Genomic DNA, 14740 nt, shown 5'->3' with positions numbered 1-14740 from the left:
TTTTCATATCGATGGTGCTGGCTACATTGGCAGGGCAGTCACGGGATGAAAGAGCTGTTGCATAGAAAAAGGTCGCTGTGCTGCAACTTATCGACTGGTCATCGCAATTTAGTCGATGAACGAGCGGTATTTGTTCAAGGAGATTTAGGGAACCGAACTGATTTGGACGCAATTTTTGAAAAATACCCGATTCAAGCTGTCATGCATTTTGCGGCGAACAGCTTAGTCGGCGAATCAGTGGTGAATCCGCTGAAATATTATCAAAACAACGTTGCTGCTACATTAACGTTGCTAGAAACAATGTTGAAATATAATGTGAAAAACTTTATTTTTTCGTCTACTGCGGCAACGTATGGGATTCCGAATGTCGAATTAATTACGGAAGATTGCCCAACAAATCCAATTAACCCATACGGCCGTTCGAAGTTAATGATCGAACAAATTTTAGCGGATTTTGCTTCTGCGTATGGTCTAAACTATGTCGTCCTTCGCTACTTTAATGCGGCTGGGGCGCACGTGTCGGGAGAAATTGGCGAAGACCATAACCCAGAAACGCATTTAATTCCGATTATTTTGCAGCACTTGTTAGGCCAGCGTGACAAAATTTCTGTCTTCGGTACGGACTATAATACACCAGATGGGACATGCATTCGTGACTATATCCATGTTACCGATTTAGCGAAGGCACATATTTTAGCGCTTGCAGCATTGTTGACGGGTAAAAAGAAAACTGCCATTTACAATCTCGGAAACGGCTTAGGTTATTCCGTTAAAGAAGTGATAGAAACTACTGATGAACAGTTTGTATCAAATTTATGTTAAAATGAATATAAGATTTATACAAAAAGGAACGATTAGCATTGTTGAGAGATGTTAGTGATTGGGAACGGATCGGATATGGTAGAAAAAGTACATTGGAGAAAGAGGAATTGATATCTCCAGAGAAAATACATTATCTTATAAAATATCCTCGACAATTTAAAGAAGGAGTTTCTTGGGAGGATATTACAGAATTAATTGCCGCTGAAATTGGAGCGATATTTGGTTTGGAAATGATGAAGGTAGAAATTGTAACTAGGAACGGTAGAAGAGGATGTCTTCTGCGAAATTTTGTAAAAGAATATGATGCAAAAATGGCTGAAGAAGGCGGAGTTTTATTATCAGCACTAGTAGATGATTATACGAAGCTCCAAGAATCCTCATTGAAGGGCATGGAACTTATTGATGCTGGATTCAAAATAATGAGGGAGTTTGCATATTGGAAGGCCATAAAATCAGAATTTATAGATATGCAATTGTTTGATATTCTTATTGGCAATCAAGATAGGCATCCATTTAATTGGAAATTACTATTTCTCGAAACAGGAGCAAAGTTCTCCCCCATTTATGATAACGGTGCTTCCTTAGGTTTTCGATTTGATGATGAAAAGCTCATGCAAATGGTTTCGAATCCCCAAGAAATGAACAAATATACCGAGAAAACAAAGGTTAAGGCGGGTATATTTGAAAAGAAAAAAGTCAAAGCTAAAGACTTGTTAACATATATTAGTAAAAACTTTACAGATGAGTTTCATCAAAGTATCCAAAAGTTAGTTGAATTTGATTTAATAAGGTATTCTGATTTTATTCAATCATTAGATATTTTTAGCGAGGCACAAAAAGACTGGTTATTGAGTATAGTGCCTTTTCGAAGAAAGAAAATATTGGAGTGGATTGGAAGGGGTGATCAATAACATGAAAAAAGTTCATACACTTTTAGTGGTTTGGCAAAATCCCAAAACCCGTTCTTTTTATCATATAGGAACTCTTTCTCATTATGATGGCTATTATGAGTTCACTTACACCTATAATGCCTCTGGTCACGGAAAACTGAAAGATGCATTGAATAACGGGTATATGTTGCATCCAGCTTTCCCAGACCCAACTAAAATATATCGATCAAAGGAGCTGTTTCCGGCGTTTGAACGCCGATTGCCGTCACCAGATCGTGCGGATTTTAAAGCCATTTTGTCCGATTTAGGTCTGGATGAGAATTCCACTAAGATGGACTTGCTTCAACAAACACGTGGGCGGTTAGCCAGCGACACTTATTCTTTTGAGCAGCCGCTGCGTCTTGAAAACGATGGCAAGCTGCGCGTCAGCTTTTTTGTTCATGGCATGCGCCATCAAAATCTTCCTCAAAATTGGGCAACATGGCTGGCCATTAACGAAACGTTGAAATTAGTACAAGAACCAACAAACGCTTATGACCCTCATGCTGTTGCTATTTACACTCATGGGGGGAAGAAGCTTGGATATGTTCCGGCTTTTTATAGTAAGGCCATCTTTTCCTTGTTAGAAAATGGAGTGAACCCTTCTGTTCGTGTTGTGTATATGAATGAAAAATCAACACCTCATTGGTGGTTGAAAGTAGCCTTTGAGTGCGAGATTCCTTCTTTCCAAGGTGCAACATTGGATGAATTAGCCCCTGTTATGGGATAATACCTGCCGTGCTTCGAAGTTTATCAAAGATTTAACATTAGGGGGGATGGCTTGGTCATTGCCATGGATATTGATAACCTCGGCAACGGCTTAGGCTATTCCGTCAAAGAAGTGATTGAAACATGTGAAAAAGCACCGAACGCAAAGTCATTTGAATCCATCGATCGCCGCCCAGGCGAACCGGCGCGCCTTGCCGCCTTATTCACAAAAAATTGATGAAGAACTTGGATGGAAAGCGGAATATTCGTTGGAATCAATCAGTGGAAGCGTGTGGGAATGGCATCAGCGGAAAAGGTAAGGAGGACAAGCCACCCCGTAACAAGGGCGGCTTGTAAGTTTCATTTTTGTTGATTTATCCGAAAAATGCATTGACGATGAGTAACGTAACCAGAGACGCTGCCCATGCCAGTGTGGTTGGAATAGACCATGTCAAAATTTGTTCTTTCACTTCTTTAATTCCTAACATGCGGTTAATGACCCAAAATAAGCTATCGTTAAAATATGAGAAGACCATTGCACCTAAGGCGGCTGCCTGTGCAGCCAATGCCATATTGACATCTAATTGTTGCAAAATAGGTGCTGAGATGGAGGCGGCGGTAATCATGGCCACGGTTCCGCTGCCTTGAATCAGTCTCACAATCGTTGCGATGATGAAAGGGATTAAGATGGCTGGGAGATGTAATTGCGCAACTTGTTGGGCAATATAATCCCCGCTTCCACTCTCCCTTAGGACGTTCCCGAGCGCCCCACCGGCACCGGTGACGAGGAGGATGATTCCGGACGTTTTGATTCCTTCCTCCATTTGGTCAAGCGCTTCAGAGCGCTTCACATGGTGATATAATCCGTATATGGAGAAGATCAATCCGATTCCAACTGCAATAATGGGCGAGCCAAGAAATGTGATGTAGTCGTAAATTCCTCCCTTTAATTTGAAGGCGGTGACGGTTGTATTCGCAAAGATTAATATAATCGGAACGAAAATAGGAAGCACGGATCGTGTTAGCGAAGGTAAGTCTTTCTTTTCCTTAGATTCAAGAAATTCCTGGACCGTGATCGGATTAACCGGTCGTACATAATCTAAGCCTGTTTCATCAGGGATTTGATATATTTTCTTTCCAAGCCATTTGGCATATAGGACGCCTACGACGGTAACGGGGATGGCAAAAACTAATCCCCACGCAATCATCAATCCGACGTCAACTCCAAAAATTCCCGCAACACCCAATGGACCGGGTGTTGGTGGCACCGCATGGTGGGTGGCGACGAGCCCGGCTCCGAGTGCCACGCCAATGGTGAGAACGGATTTCCCGGTTTTTTTAGAAAGGGCTTTCACGAGCGGCGTTAAAATCACAAAGGCTGAGTCCACAAAGATAGGGATGGAAACGATATACCCTGTGATCGCCATTGCCCATTCTTCTTTTCGTTTTCCGACCCATTTTACAAGCGTATATGCCATTTTTTCAGCAGCACCGGATACTTCTAAAATGCGTCCCATCATCACTCCGAATCCAATCACTATTCCTATAGATCCTAAAGTGGATCCGAATCCTGCGGTGATCGCGTTGATGACGTCGGGAGCAGACATGCCCCCAACCAGTCCAGTAATGGAAGCTGCTATGATCAGAGCCAAAAATGCGTGAATTTTCGTCTTAAGTACTAGGAAAATGAGGATCGCTACCCCTAATACGAGCCCGAATATCATTTGGGCGCCCGATGCTTCCAACGCTTATACCCCCTTTTCATTCCCCTTTTGTTGCCTAGACCATAGAAGAGTTATGCCCATGAAGGCTGAAATTTTGGCGCATATTTTGCTGCAAGTGTAATGGCTTCTTCCATACTTACGCTGCTTGCAATTCCCTTTCCGGCAATATCGAAGGCTGTTCCGTGGTCGACAGATGTGCGCAAAAATGGAAGACCGTTTGTAATCGAAATCGTTCTTTCAAAATCCGCCATCTTCGCGGCAATATGACCTTGATCATGGTAAAGGGATAGTACAGCATCATAACGCCCATTTAGTGCGTGATGAAAAACAGAGTCAGCAGGGATTGGCCCAACGGCGTTAATCCCTTTTTCTTGAGCCATTTGAATGCCTGGGAGAATCTCATCGATTTCTTCCCTTCCAAACAGCCCGTTTTCTCCGCCGTGTGGGTTTAATGCTGCTACGGCGATTTCGCGATTTTCCACTCCTAGGCGTTGCAATGCTTGATCACAACGAATTAAATAGTCACAAACTCTCTCTTTTGTCATTGCGGCGATGGCGTCTTTTAGGGACAGGTGTCTCGTTAAAAAGAAAATTCTCATGTTTCTTACTTCAAACATCGTCAGTGGATCATGGGTGTTGGTCAATGCGGCTAATATTTCTGTATGTCCGATAAAAGGAACGTTTGCCGCTTTCAACGATTCTTTATTGATCGGCGTCGTGGCTAAAGCTGACACTTTTCCGTTAAGGGCTAGATGGACAGCTGTTTCAATATATTCATAAGCTGCCTTCCCGCATTGTGCCTGAACTTTCCCCATTTCAAGGGTGTCTACGTTTACGTTGTTTAATGAGATAACATCTATTGTTCCATGTTCGTATTTTCCATCTGAAGGATCTTTAATTTCACGGATGTTCAGCGAGATACTTGTAAAATTCATAGCCATTTTCAATACTTCACTATGACCAATAACAAGGGGTGAGCAAACTTCATATATTTTCGGGTTATTCAAAGCTTTAACTGTGATCTCTGGTCCGATTCCTGCCGGATCTCCCATTGGGATTGCGATAATCGGTTTAGTTTGTGCTGACATGTTTTCCACTCCTTTGGTGATTGATTTTCATTTGTAAAAACCGTAGACTTTTGTAAATGGACCGTTGGTCGCCAATCATGCCTCCCTTTGTGACGACAGGGAGTCCGTCCAAGTATCCTCCCGAGAAGTATCCGAATGATGTCAATGGGAGAACTTCGTCTTCAATTTCAATGCCATTTGCTCTTCCTACGGCGCAAAGGGATGCGGTTACATCGCCGCCGCTTGTGAAGCATCCAGAAATGGGATATTTGGAACTCTCAATAATTTTCCTGCTAATTACGGCAAGTCCGTCTGTTATTCTTTTAGCTAGAGCATCTTCAGATACTTGCTCTATCTCAGATAACGCTTTCAAGTTGATCAGTTTATTCGCGGGGTGGTACGTAGTCACAATTAAGATGTTTTCTGTTTCTAATCTTTTTAGGCCAATGGATACGGCCCATTCAACTTCTTCATTCCAGCTATTTGTGAAACTCGCTAATTTTTCTGGATTTACGTATACCGGGTTAGCGTTTGTTTTAGCTAAGAGATAATGAAGTTGTCGGCCGGTTAAAGAGGTCACACTTCCGATGACGATTAATATTTTTTGTGTGTTGAGTTCTTGATGTAAGTATAATCTTGCATAGTAAGCGGTTAAGGGACCTGGATCGACGGGAACAATGATTTTATCTTTAATCTTTGTCATCGCAAGGGCAATTGTTTCGATATGTTCATCGTTTACTGCATCAACCACGATGATTCGGTTTCCCTGTTCGATTTCTTCCCGTAATTTATTGGTGATTCTCCCGACGCCGGAAAGAACGGCATCCAGCCCTATCAATGAGACTGAATGGATGCTTTGTTGTCGAATGATGTCTGGGACAAACGACTGATTGACGGGCATAAGAGGATCTTTGGCTACATCGGTTTCCTGGACAGGTACACCATCAACGAGCAAATATCCCCCGGTTGTTATTCTTCCCGAGTCGGGAAAAGAAGGGACGACGATGGCGATAGAATGTTCGCCGAGTTCATTTAAAACGGTATCAATTTCGATCCCAATATTGCCACGGATGGTGCTGTCAATTCTCTTGCAAAATATCTTCACATTCCATTGTTTGAGGTTTTTGATTGCCTGGCGTACGCGATTTTCCGCAATCTCCCTAGAAGCGTATCGGCTATCGGTATCAATACAAATAGCATCGTAGTTTTCTATATTTGTCAAAGGTACGTTTCTGACGAAGGTAGCTGTTTTGAATCCTTGTTTGGCCAATCTGACTCCTGTTGCATTAGCGCCGGTCAGATCATCTGCAATTACTCCTATTCTCATAAGTATTGTTCCCCCTCCCTGTCTATCAAAATCGTTTATATCGCTGCCGATGGATCACCTCCCTTATTTTTGTTTATCACCAAGCAGGACAGTAAGGGGTTTTTTATATGACGTTGATTTTTAGTTGAAGTTGGGACTGCTTATACTCATTCTCATTCAATAGGGCGTACAACAATCACGTTTACATGTTCACTATATTTACACTGGTCTTCTTGGCTTAATCCCGTGTCTGTAATAATCCCTTCCAACTCTGAAAGTTGGCAAACGAGAGAAAAAGCCTTTTGGTTAAACTTGCTGGAATCGGCCAGCAACCAAGTAGATTCGGCCGCTTGCATCATCAGTTTTTTGATTAGCGATTTTTCAAAAGTGGGCGATGTTACTCCTGATGCAATATCGACAGCATGGGCCCCTAAAAAGAAAATATCTGCATGGATGTTTTTCAGTAACTCTTGGGTAGGCCAGCCATACAAAGTACCAACTTGGTTTTGCAATTCACCTCCCGTCACGATCACCTTTAATTTACTTTCCATTAATTCGGCTGCAATCTTAATGTCATTAGTAATAACAGTTAAATCTTCCCTGTCTTTAATCAACCTAGCGACTTCAATAGTGGTCGTTCCTGAATCTAAAATGACATTAGCTCCTTCTGGAATCAATTCGACTGCTTTACAGGCAATGGCTTTTTTCTGCTCGATATTTTTTTCTTTTTTCGTTGAGTACGGTGTTTCTTGAATTAGCGATTTCGGATGAATGGCACCCCCATGTGTTCGGACGATCTTGCCCTCTCTTTCAAGAAGAGCCAAATCTCTTCTGATCGTCATTGTTGACACGTTTAATTGTTGCGACAGTTCTTCGATATCCACTTTACCTTGGGTGACCAATTGTTTTTCAATCCATCGGCGTCGTTCTTTTGGTAACATGTGTATTCATCCTTTAAAAAATGTTCGATTTTAACAATATTTTGTTAACTTTTAACGATATTTTATTTCAATTTGTTTACTTTTGTCAATAAGGGAAGTAGAAAATTTTTTTCAATTCTAAGATGGGTTAGATGGGTAGATGGGTTCGGTGCCTGTCACCGCCCGAAATTTGTCGAAATATTGGTAATTGAAAGATAAAAGGGAGGGTATTACAATAATGGGTAAGAACTAATGTTCTGTGATTGGGAGGGATGGATGAGTGACGGTGAAGATTTTAAGCATTGGGTTAAGGGGGTTAGAAGGGTATCGAGTGCAGGTGGAGGTGCAGGAAGTGCCGGGGATTGCGGCGATGGTGATTGTTGGGTTGCCGGATGCATCGGTGAAAGAGGCAAAGGAACGTGTTCTTGCTTCGCTTTATGCTTTCGGATGCGACTTTTTTGATAAAAGGCTTGTTGTTCATTTGTCTCCGCCGGAGCGGAAAAAGCATAGCCCGATGTTTGATTTGGCGATGGCGATTGGGATTTTGAAGGCAATGGGCAAGCTGACAGCGCCGGCTTCCTCCGATGCAGCGTTTTTAGGTTCGTTATCGTTGGATGGAACGATTCAGCCGGTGGATGGCATGCTTCCAGCGATATTGGCAGCAAAGAAGCTCGGTTTTCAAAAAATATACCTTCCGTATGATCCCACACTTCCGCTTCATCATTTGAAAGATCTCGATTGTATCTTTGTTCAGACGTTGGAAGAAACGGTGCAATATCTGCAAGGACAACGTGTTCTTTCGTTATCCCCAGCTTTTCGCTCTCCTGAAATTATGGACTCCCCTCGAAAGCATCATCGAGATTTTCAATCGATTATTGGCCATCATCAAGCAAAGCGTGCATTGGAGATCGCAGCGGCAGGCGGACATAACGTGTTAATGGTTGGACCGCCTGGGTGCGGGAAAAGTTTGTTAGCGGAAACGTTTCCGTCGATTTTGCCGGGTCTTTCTCATGATGCGCAGTTAGAGGTGATCAGTTTGTACCAGCTGGCAGGAGAAAAAATCGAGAGCGGCTATCCACCTTTTCGTCATCCGCATCATTCCGCTTCATCGGTTTCTTTAATTGGCGGGGGAACGCACCCAAAGCCTGGCGAAGTGTCGCTGGCACATCGCGGTGTTTTATTTCTCGATGAAATGGCGGAATTTGCAAAAAAGACGCTGGATATGCTTCGCCAGCCGTTAGAGACGGGGAAAGTGACGATTAGCCGTATTTCGTCGACGGTGACATATCCTGCGGACTTTATTTTGCTTGGGGCGATGAATCCGTGTCCGTGCGGATATTTAGGCTCAAGAACGCGCTATTGCACATGTAGTCCGAAACAAATTCAAGCGTATCGAAATCGTGTTTCCGGGCCGATTTATGACCGGATGGATGTTTTATTACCATTGGAAGTCATTGATTTCACCAAAGAAACGAGGGTTTCGGAATCTTCGGAAACCATAAGGAAAAGAGTAGAAGAAGCAAGAAGAAAGCAATATGAACGTTACGGAAAAGAAATAACGAATGGGCGTGTTCCTTTTGAGTTATTAATGGAAAAAAGCCCGCTTGCTAAAAGGCAGCAACACCTGTTGCAGCAATGGGCATCCCAGCATCAATGGAGCAATCGTGTGCAAACGAAAATCATTCGGCTGGCAAGGACTATTTCCGATTTAAAGGGAACCGAAGAGATAGCAGATGAATCGCTTTGGGAAGCGATGACGCTAAGATGGCTGAAAACATATACGAAGCAACAGGCAACAGCGAGGTAAAAAGAATGGGACGGCAAAAGCGGATCTGGGTGCCCCATCGGTTTTATCATATCGTTTGCCGCGGCAATCGGCGTGATCCCCTATTCAAGGAAACAAATGATTTTCTCGCTTTTCTCCATATCCTCCACCAGCTACATGAAAAAATCCCGTTTGAAATAGCCGCATATTGCCTTATGACGAATCACTTTCACCTGCAGCTGCGCTCAAAACAGGAGCCGATTTCGAAAGTCATGGCGCTCATGAACAAACGGTATGCGAATTATTATAATACTCGCTATCGTTTGATGGGACATGTATTTGAAAAGCGTTATTATGGTAAATTGATTGACAATGATAGCGGAATGTTGGAAGTGAGTCGATATATTCATCTCAATCCTGTAGAAGCTCATATGGTGCATGCGCCGGAACTTTACCGATGGAGTAGTTTTTATTTGTATATGCATCCAAAATCCCTGCCTCCGAAATTTATGAATATGGATGCATTATTAGATTACCTTTCAGGCACAAAAACAGAGCGGAAGAAAAAATATGCTGAATTTGTGAGGGGGTGAGGCTGCCTGTCACTTGTCAGCCATCGAAAGCGCGTGGAAATAGCATCAGTGGAAAGGGTCCAAATGGTCGAGACGCCCTTGATGGGGCGGTTTGTTTTTATGGGTGCTGTTAACTGAATATTCGGTCTATTAATTGGTTAATAGGGCGTGCTGGCGGTCGGTTATGGAGCAGTCCATACGTCACAGGTATATTTTCGTAAAAAGTTTATGGAGGAAAAAGGATGAAGAAGAAACGTGTAGGAATAAAGGGATTGATGTCCATATCACGAATATGGGAAGATGAACTAGGAGTGATTGGCGTAACAAATGTGGGCAGTTCTGTTTAGGCGATGCGCATGAGTGTTTATTGCAAAATAAAAATACAGAGTTCTGCAACAAAAAATGCAGAACTATTGCATAAAAAAAGGCTTGCCAGCTTAGTGGCCCAAGGAAGCAACCAGCCCACCCCTAAAATAGGGCTAATTTAAATGTTTTCATAAAATACGCATCCAGCAACAAACAGCGTTACTGGATGCGATCAGTAGGAGTATTTTTAAAACGGATTATAAAACCGGCTTCCATCATGGAATGTGATGATTAAGGTGACCATGAACAGAATAGTAAATAGAGCGATTGCAAAGTAGTCGCTTTTTTGGAAAGGTCTTGCACTATACCATGTGCGTTTTTTGTTTTTGCCAAAGCCGCGCAGTTCCATTGCATTGCTGATGGTATCAATTTTATTTAGGCTTGATAAAATAAGCGGTGCAAGGATGGAGGCGGCATTTTTGATCCGTTTAGGAAGTTTTTCTTTGCGGGACATGTCAAGGCCTCTGGCTTGTTGGGCGCGTGCTATATTCCGAAAATCCCGCTGTACGTCCGGTATATATCTTAATGCCAAAGAAACAGCATACGAAATTCGATAACTCACACCGATGCGATTGAGGGAAGCGGCGAATTCGCTCGGATGAGTCGTCACAATAAAAAGCAAAGCCGCTGGGATCACTGTGAAATATTTTAACGTAATATTCAATTGGTAAAAAAGTTGTTCCAATGTGACGTTATACCTTCCTGATATTTCAAATAACACATGGCTGGAGCCGTAAATTTTTACTCCTTCTTGCGGTGAAAAGACATAAATGGCAACATTGTTTATGAAAAGAAATACTAAAATAAATACAAGAACAAACAATATCTCTTCAAGTTTAATTTTTGAAATAATAAAAATGAGAATACTAATTAAAAATAAAAATAGTAGAATACGAGTGTCGTATGTCAGCATAGCTGCAGTCGACCATAAGATAAAGCATATTAGCTTTGTTACACCTGTCAACTGATGAACAGGAGATTTTCGGTCAATATAAGATAGCATCTCGGCTGCCAACCTGCCTTACCTCCCGATCATATTCTATGAAACGTTCCACAAACTTCCTCGGTTCTGGTATCCCTGTTTTTAATGCTAGGTTATAAAGAGACGTTTCCTTTAAATTTGCCTGTTCGATGATGTCAATATCAGAAAGGACATTGACAGCTGAGTCATCGGCAATTTTCCTGCCTTCTGCAAATACTATCGCTCTTTCTGTATACTCCAGCATTAAATGCATATCGTGAGTAATCATCATAATTGTGACGCCTTGCTGATTTAATTGAACAAGAAACTCCATAATATCAGTATAATGGCGAAAATCTTGTCCGGCAGTTGGCTCGTCCAAAATAATGATGTCTGGTTCTAACACTAAAATGGAACCAATCGTAACCCGCTTTTTTTGACCGAAGCTTAATGCTGAAATCGGCCAATTCCGAAATGGGTACAGCCCGCAAATTTTTAATGTATTGTCGACGCGTTCTTTTATTTCAGCTTCCGCTACGCCGCGAACCTTTAAGCCTAAGGCTACTTCGTCAAAAATCATATGCTTTGAAATCATATGATTTGGATTTTGCATGACCATGCCGATTTTTAACGAGCGTTCTTTAATCGTTTCGTTTGTTATATCCTTGCCGTTAAACAATATGCTCCCTGAGGAAGGCTTTTCAAATCCACAAATTAATTTTGTAATTGTAGATTTCCCTGCTCCATTTTTTCCAACAATGCTCACCATTTCCCCTTTGTTAATTGAAAAAGAAACATCCTTTATCGTTTCGTGACCTGGTGAATAGCTAAACGAAATATTTTTCAGCTCTAAAATTGGTTTTCCTTCTTTACTTGGCGTTTTTGGATTTGAATCTTCAAACCATTCCAACAAGTTTTTTCGGCATAAATCCGCTTTAAACTGATTGAAATCAGCAGGATGCATATCTTCAGTTAGTTCGCAACCGGCATATTTGACCGCTTTAATATATAACGGCTCCCGTATATTCGTCTCTTCTAAAATGTTAGTTGTTAAAAGTTGGTCAGGGCTCATATCAGCTACTATTGAGCCGTCATTGACCACAATAATGCGATCGACATGGCGATATAAAACATCTTCTAAACGGTGTTCAATAATGACAACGGTTGTATTCGTTTCTTTTTGGATTTTGTCGATTAAAGCCATTGCATACTTTCCAGTAGCGGGGTCAAGGTTTGCGAGCGGTTCATCAAACAACAGGATATCCACTTTGTCAACCATTACACCAGCGAGGGAAACCCTCTGCTTTTGCCCGCCTGACAAATGATGGACAGAGGCAGGCAAATAATCATCCATTTCGACCATTTGGGAAGCATCTTTTACGATCTCGAACATTTCCTTTTGCGGAGTGCAATCATTCTCCAGTGCAAAAGCTATGTCTTCACCAACAGTTAATCCTATAAACTGGCCATCAGGATCCTGTAAAACAGTACCAACCATTTTTGATAAAGCAAAAATATTTAACTCCTTTGTTTCCTGACCCATTACTTTTAAACTTCCGGTCATTTCTCCTTTATAAGAGAAGGGGATTAGACCATTGATGCAGTGGCCAATGGTGCTCTTCCCAGATCCTGAAGGCCCAACGATTAAAACTTTTTCCCCTTCGTAAATGTTTAAATGAATATTTTTTAATGTTGGATTTTTTTGGCTATAATACTTAAAGCTAAAATTATGAAATTCAATCACTCGTTTTCTCATTCGTAAAAGCTCCTGTAAGTAAATATGTTGTCAAAACTCACAATGTGCTTTTATTCTTTATCAAGACTTCCTTTTTGACTGCGTGTTTTTGCATAGAGTAAAAGAAGAAGTGTTCCAATGACGGCAACTGTTACCATATTGGAAATTCCAACAACTAATCCTTGCAGGAAGACTTTATTTGCTGGCTCAGCATAAATCAGTATATCAAGAGAAGGTGCGACAAGGAACCAGCCGATTGCTTGAACAATCACCTGAACAATATTAAATGTAATAATTTTTTTAGTGCCGAATTCACCAGATTCGATATCGATGCTTTTAGAAGCCAGACCAATTAAAAATCCGACAAGCAAGCTGACAACAACCCAACTCCACCAAATAGATCCATAAAATATTAAGTCTTTTAACGCATGACCGATAAGTCCGATGAAACCGCCTGCGACAGGCCCAAAAATAATTGACATAAGTGCTAAAAATGCATAAGTTGTTTCAATATTGGAATTTGGTATCCCTGTTGGAATGGACGCAAATCTTCCCAGAATAACAAAGACAGCTGCTCCAATTCCGATTGCTACGATTGTTTTGATCGATAGATTGTTTTCTTTCATGAACTTCCTCTCCCTTTTTTTATTTTTATGATTATATTGAATTTCCATTATATACGAAATTCGGTACTTTGCAGATAGTGATTTTCCATTTGGCACCTGCTTCAATATGGTAGGCCTTCGCAAATGATCCTTGATTGATTGCCACACCGATTTTGTCGAGCGAATTGACGTAAAGCAAAGGCTCGCCCAAATGACTATCCGCAAATGATCTGCCAAACGTCATAATATTTTTATATACTTGTCTTGTTTCATTTTCAATCGTTACTTCAAAAGAATCTCCGTAATCTACGTCTAACTTCTGAAACAAGCTGCGATCAATATTGGTCCATAAGTTTCCAAAGCGGACATCAAGTATATCAATATTCCCTTTAATCGCACCATTTTGAATATAGGCTTCTAAAACCGGCAGTTCAATTAGCGAATCGATTGGAATTTCCGGCCCCACCTGTTCAAACGTAATCACTTCGGATGCAAGCCGTGCGCCGGTATAAGCGTAAATATCACGTCCATGGAAGGTATAAGAATGCCCGGAATTTGGCAGCCGGTTTACCTTTTCATCGATCAGCCTTGCTTCTTCGATCCCAATATACTTCTTTATATGTGTGATCGTTCCATTGTCGGGTGTCACAATATATTGGTTTGATTTTGTCTTCACAACAATGCTTCTCCGTTCTGAACCGACACCCGGATCAACAACAGAAATAAATACCGTCTCCTTTGGCCAATACGATATCGTTTGGTACAGCCTATAAGACGCTTCCCAAATATTATATTGGGGAATATCGTGGGTCAAATCAAAAATCCTCAGGCTGGGATTAACATTCAAAGCGACTCCATACATTGCACTGACAGCTCCATCGCTTAATCCAAAATCAGTTTGAATAACTAAAAAACGATTCATAAATTTTCCCCCATACATTGTTGTTTTATAAAAAAAACCACGTCTTTATCTATATAGATAAGGACGTGGTTTTGCTCACGTGGTACCACCTTACTTCACTGTTTGTTCGCACAAAACAGCCTCTGCCAGTACTACGGGCTTAATCCCTTCATACTGTGGTATTTGTAACGAGTACCAAACTCGGCGGAACCTACTCGTACCTTCGTGCTTTGTTGGGATAAAACACGAAAATAATACTTTCAGCACGCAACTCAGAGGCCATTGTTCGGGTTCGTATTTTTGCTTCTTCTCAGCTACCGAAGCTCTCTGTGAAAAATAACTGAACCTTACTTTTCCTC

General features: G+C 41.5%; 13 protein-coding genes, 1 pseudogene and 1 other annotated feature (1 of these 15 running past the window's edge). Of the genes and pseudogenes, 6 read left to right on the top strand and 8 right to left on the bottom strand.

Features of this window, described 5'->3' with window-relative positions:
- Positions 1-45 precede the first annotated feature (45 nt).
- From galE to NSR00_RS11590, 4 genes and pseudogenes are all read left to right on the top strand, one after another.
- A complete protein-coding gene (gene galE, locus NSR00_RS11605) occupies positions 46-822 on the top strand; it encodes a UDP-glucose 4-epimerase GalE (RefSeq protein ID WP_445659566.1) in 777 nt (258 codons plus the stop codon).
- A 38-nt stretch (positions 823-860) separates the two neighbouring features.
- Positions 861-1733: a HipA domain-containing protein gene (locus NSR00_RS11600; protein ID WP_340788894.1), complete on the top strand. Its 873-nt coding sequence runs from the start codon at positions 861-863 to the stop codon at positions 1731-1733.
- Position 1734: 1 nt separating this feature from the next.
- Positions 1735-2481, top strand: a complete 747-nt coding sequence (locus NSR00_RS11595) for an HIRAN domain-containing protein (protein ID WP_091705233.1) — start codon at positions 1735-1737, stop codon at positions 2479-2481.
- Positions 2482-2550: 69 nt separating this feature from the next.
- Positions 2551-2779 (top strand): annotated as a pseudogene (locus NSR00_RS11590) (UDP-glucose 4-epimerase GalE); the annotation flags it as partial.
- 54 nt (positions 2780-2833) lie between these two features.
- Here NSR00_RS11590 and NSR00_RS11585 read toward each other — a convergent pair.
- The 4 genes from NSR00_RS11585 to NSR00_RS11570 form a co-directional block, all read right to left on the bottom strand.
- Complete coding sequence (locus NSR00_RS11585; RefSeq protein ID WP_340788888.1) at positions 2834-4204, bottom strand: GntP family permease; 1371 nt, start codon at positions 4202-4204, stop codon at positions 2834-2836.
- A 50-nt stretch (positions 4205-4254) separates the two neighbouring features.
- Complete coding sequence (gene pdxA / locus NSR00_RS11580) at positions 4255-5271, bottom strand: 4-hydroxythreonine-4-phosphate dehydrogenase PdxA (protein WP_340788885.1); 1017 nt, start codon at positions 5269-5271, stop codon at positions 4255-4257.
- On the bottom strand, positions 5255-6577 hold the full coding sequence (locus NSR00_RS11575) for a four-carbon acid sugar kinase family protein (protein ID WP_340788883.1): 1323 nt from the start codon (positions 6575-6577) through the stop codon (positions 5255-5257). Before NSR00_RS11575 ends, pdxA begins: the two co-directional genes overlap by 17 nt.
- A 152-nt stretch (positions 6578-6729) precedes the next feature.
- Positions 6730-7497: a DeoR/GlpR family DNA-binding transcription regulator gene (locus tag NSR00_RS11570; RefSeq protein ID WP_327848436.1), complete on the bottom strand. Its 768-nt coding sequence runs from the start codon at positions 7495-7497 to the stop codon at positions 6730-6732.
- A 259-nt stretch (positions 7498-7756) separates the two neighbouring features.
- Here NSR00_RS11570 and NSR00_RS11565 point away from each other — a divergent pair, with 259 nt between their 5' ends.
- Both NSR00_RS11565 and NSR00_RS11560 read left to right on the top strand, forming a co-directional pair.
- Complete coding sequence (locus NSR00_RS11565; protein ID WP_340788881.1) at positions 7757-9283, top strand: YifB family Mg chelatase-like AAA ATPase; 1527 nt, start codon at positions 7757-7759, stop codon at positions 9281-9283.
- 5 nt (positions 9284-9288) lie between these two features.
- The gene (locus NSR00_RS11560; RefSeq protein WP_340789239.1) at positions 9289-9834 is read left to right on the top strand and encodes a transposase; all 546 of its coding nucleotides are present in this window, start codon (positions 9289-9291) and stop codon (positions 9832-9834) included.
- A gap of 532 nt (positions 9835-10366) precedes the next feature.
- Here the strand turns inward: NSR00_RS11560 and NSR00_RS11555 are convergent.
- The 4 genes from NSR00_RS11555 to NSR00_RS11540 are packed head-to-tail and all read right to left on the bottom strand — an operon-like array spanning position 10367 to position 14402.
- Entirely contained in the window at positions 10367-11194 is an 828-nt protein-coding gene (locus NSR00_RS11555) for an energy-coupling factor transporter transmembrane component T family protein (RefSeq protein ID WP_130158466.1), read from the bottom strand.
- Positions 11166-12896 carry an ABC transporter ATP-binding protein gene (locus NSR00_RS11550; RefSeq protein ID WP_340788878.1) on the bottom strand — a complete coding sequence of 577 codons (1731 nt, stop codon included), beginning with the start codon at positions 12894-12896 and terminating at the stop codon, positions 11166-11168. The genes NSR00_RS11555 and NSR00_RS11550 overlap by 29 nt, the downstream gene beginning before the upstream one ends.
- Positions 12897-12946: 50 nt before the next feature.
- Positions 12947-13501 (bottom strand): ECF-type riboflavin transporter substrate-binding protein, encoded by a 555-nt coding sequence (locus NSR00_RS11545; protein WP_094244297.1) that lies wholly within the window; start codon positions 13499-13501, stop codon positions 12947-12949.
- Between the two features lie 31 nt (positions 13502-13532).
- Complete coding sequence (locus NSR00_RS11540) at positions 13533-14402, bottom strand: SAM hydrolase/SAM-dependent halogenase family protein (protein WP_094244298.1); 870 nt, start codon at positions 14400-14402, stop codon at positions 13533-13535.
- A 56-nt stretch (positions 14403-14458) separates the two neighbouring features.
- Positions 14459-14740: a binding site (T-box leader), on the bottom strand (it continues 14 nt past the right edge of the window).

Origin of the sequence: Aeribacillus sp. FSL K6-8394, from assembly GCF_038008865.1 — a bacterium.
Classification (GTDB): domain Bacteria; phylum Bacillota; class Bacilli; order Bacillales; family Aeribacillaceae; genus Aeribacillus; species Aeribacillus composti.
The sequence above is the reverse complement of the archived record's forward strand: the minus strand, read 5'-3'. Positions and strand labels throughout refer to the sequence as shown.

Bases quoted from the DNA above. Each gene is read 5' to 3' on its own strand.
- galE (WP_445659566.1), top strand. From the start codon at position 46: ATGAAAGAGCTGTTGCATAGAAAAAGGTCGCTGTGCTGCAACTTATCG.
- NSR00_RS11595 (WP_091705233.1), top strand. From the start codon at position 1,735: ATGAAAAAAGTTCATACACTTTTAGTGGTTTGGCAAAATCCCAAAACC.
- pdxA (WP_340788885.1), bottom strand. From the start codon at position 5,271: ATGTCAGCACAAACTAAACCGATTATCGCAATCCCAATGGGAGATCCG.
- NSR00_RS11575 (WP_340788883.1), bottom strand. From the start codon at position 6,577: ATGAGAATAGGAGTAATTGCAGATGATCTGACCGGCGCTAATGCAACA.
- NSR00_RS11570 (WP_327848436.1), bottom strand. From the start codon at position 7,497: ATGTTACCAAAAGAACGACGCCGATGGATTGAAAAACAATTGGTCACC.
- NSR00_RS11560 (WP_340789239.1), top strand. From the start codon at position 9,289: ATGGGACGGCAAAAGCGGATCTGGGTGCCCCATCGGTTTTATCATATC.
- NSR00_RS11550 (WP_340788878.1), bottom strand. From the start codon at position 12,896: ATGAGAAAACGAGTGATTGAATTTCATAATTTTAGCTTTAAGTATTAT.
- NSR00_RS11545 (WP_094244297.1), bottom strand. From the start codon at position 13,501: ATGAAAGAAAACAATCTATCGATCAAAACAATCGTAGCAATCGGAATT.
- NSR00_RS11540 (WP_094244298.1), bottom strand. From the start codon at position 14,402: ATGAATCGTTTTTTAGTTATTCAAACTGATTTTGGATTAAGCGATGGA.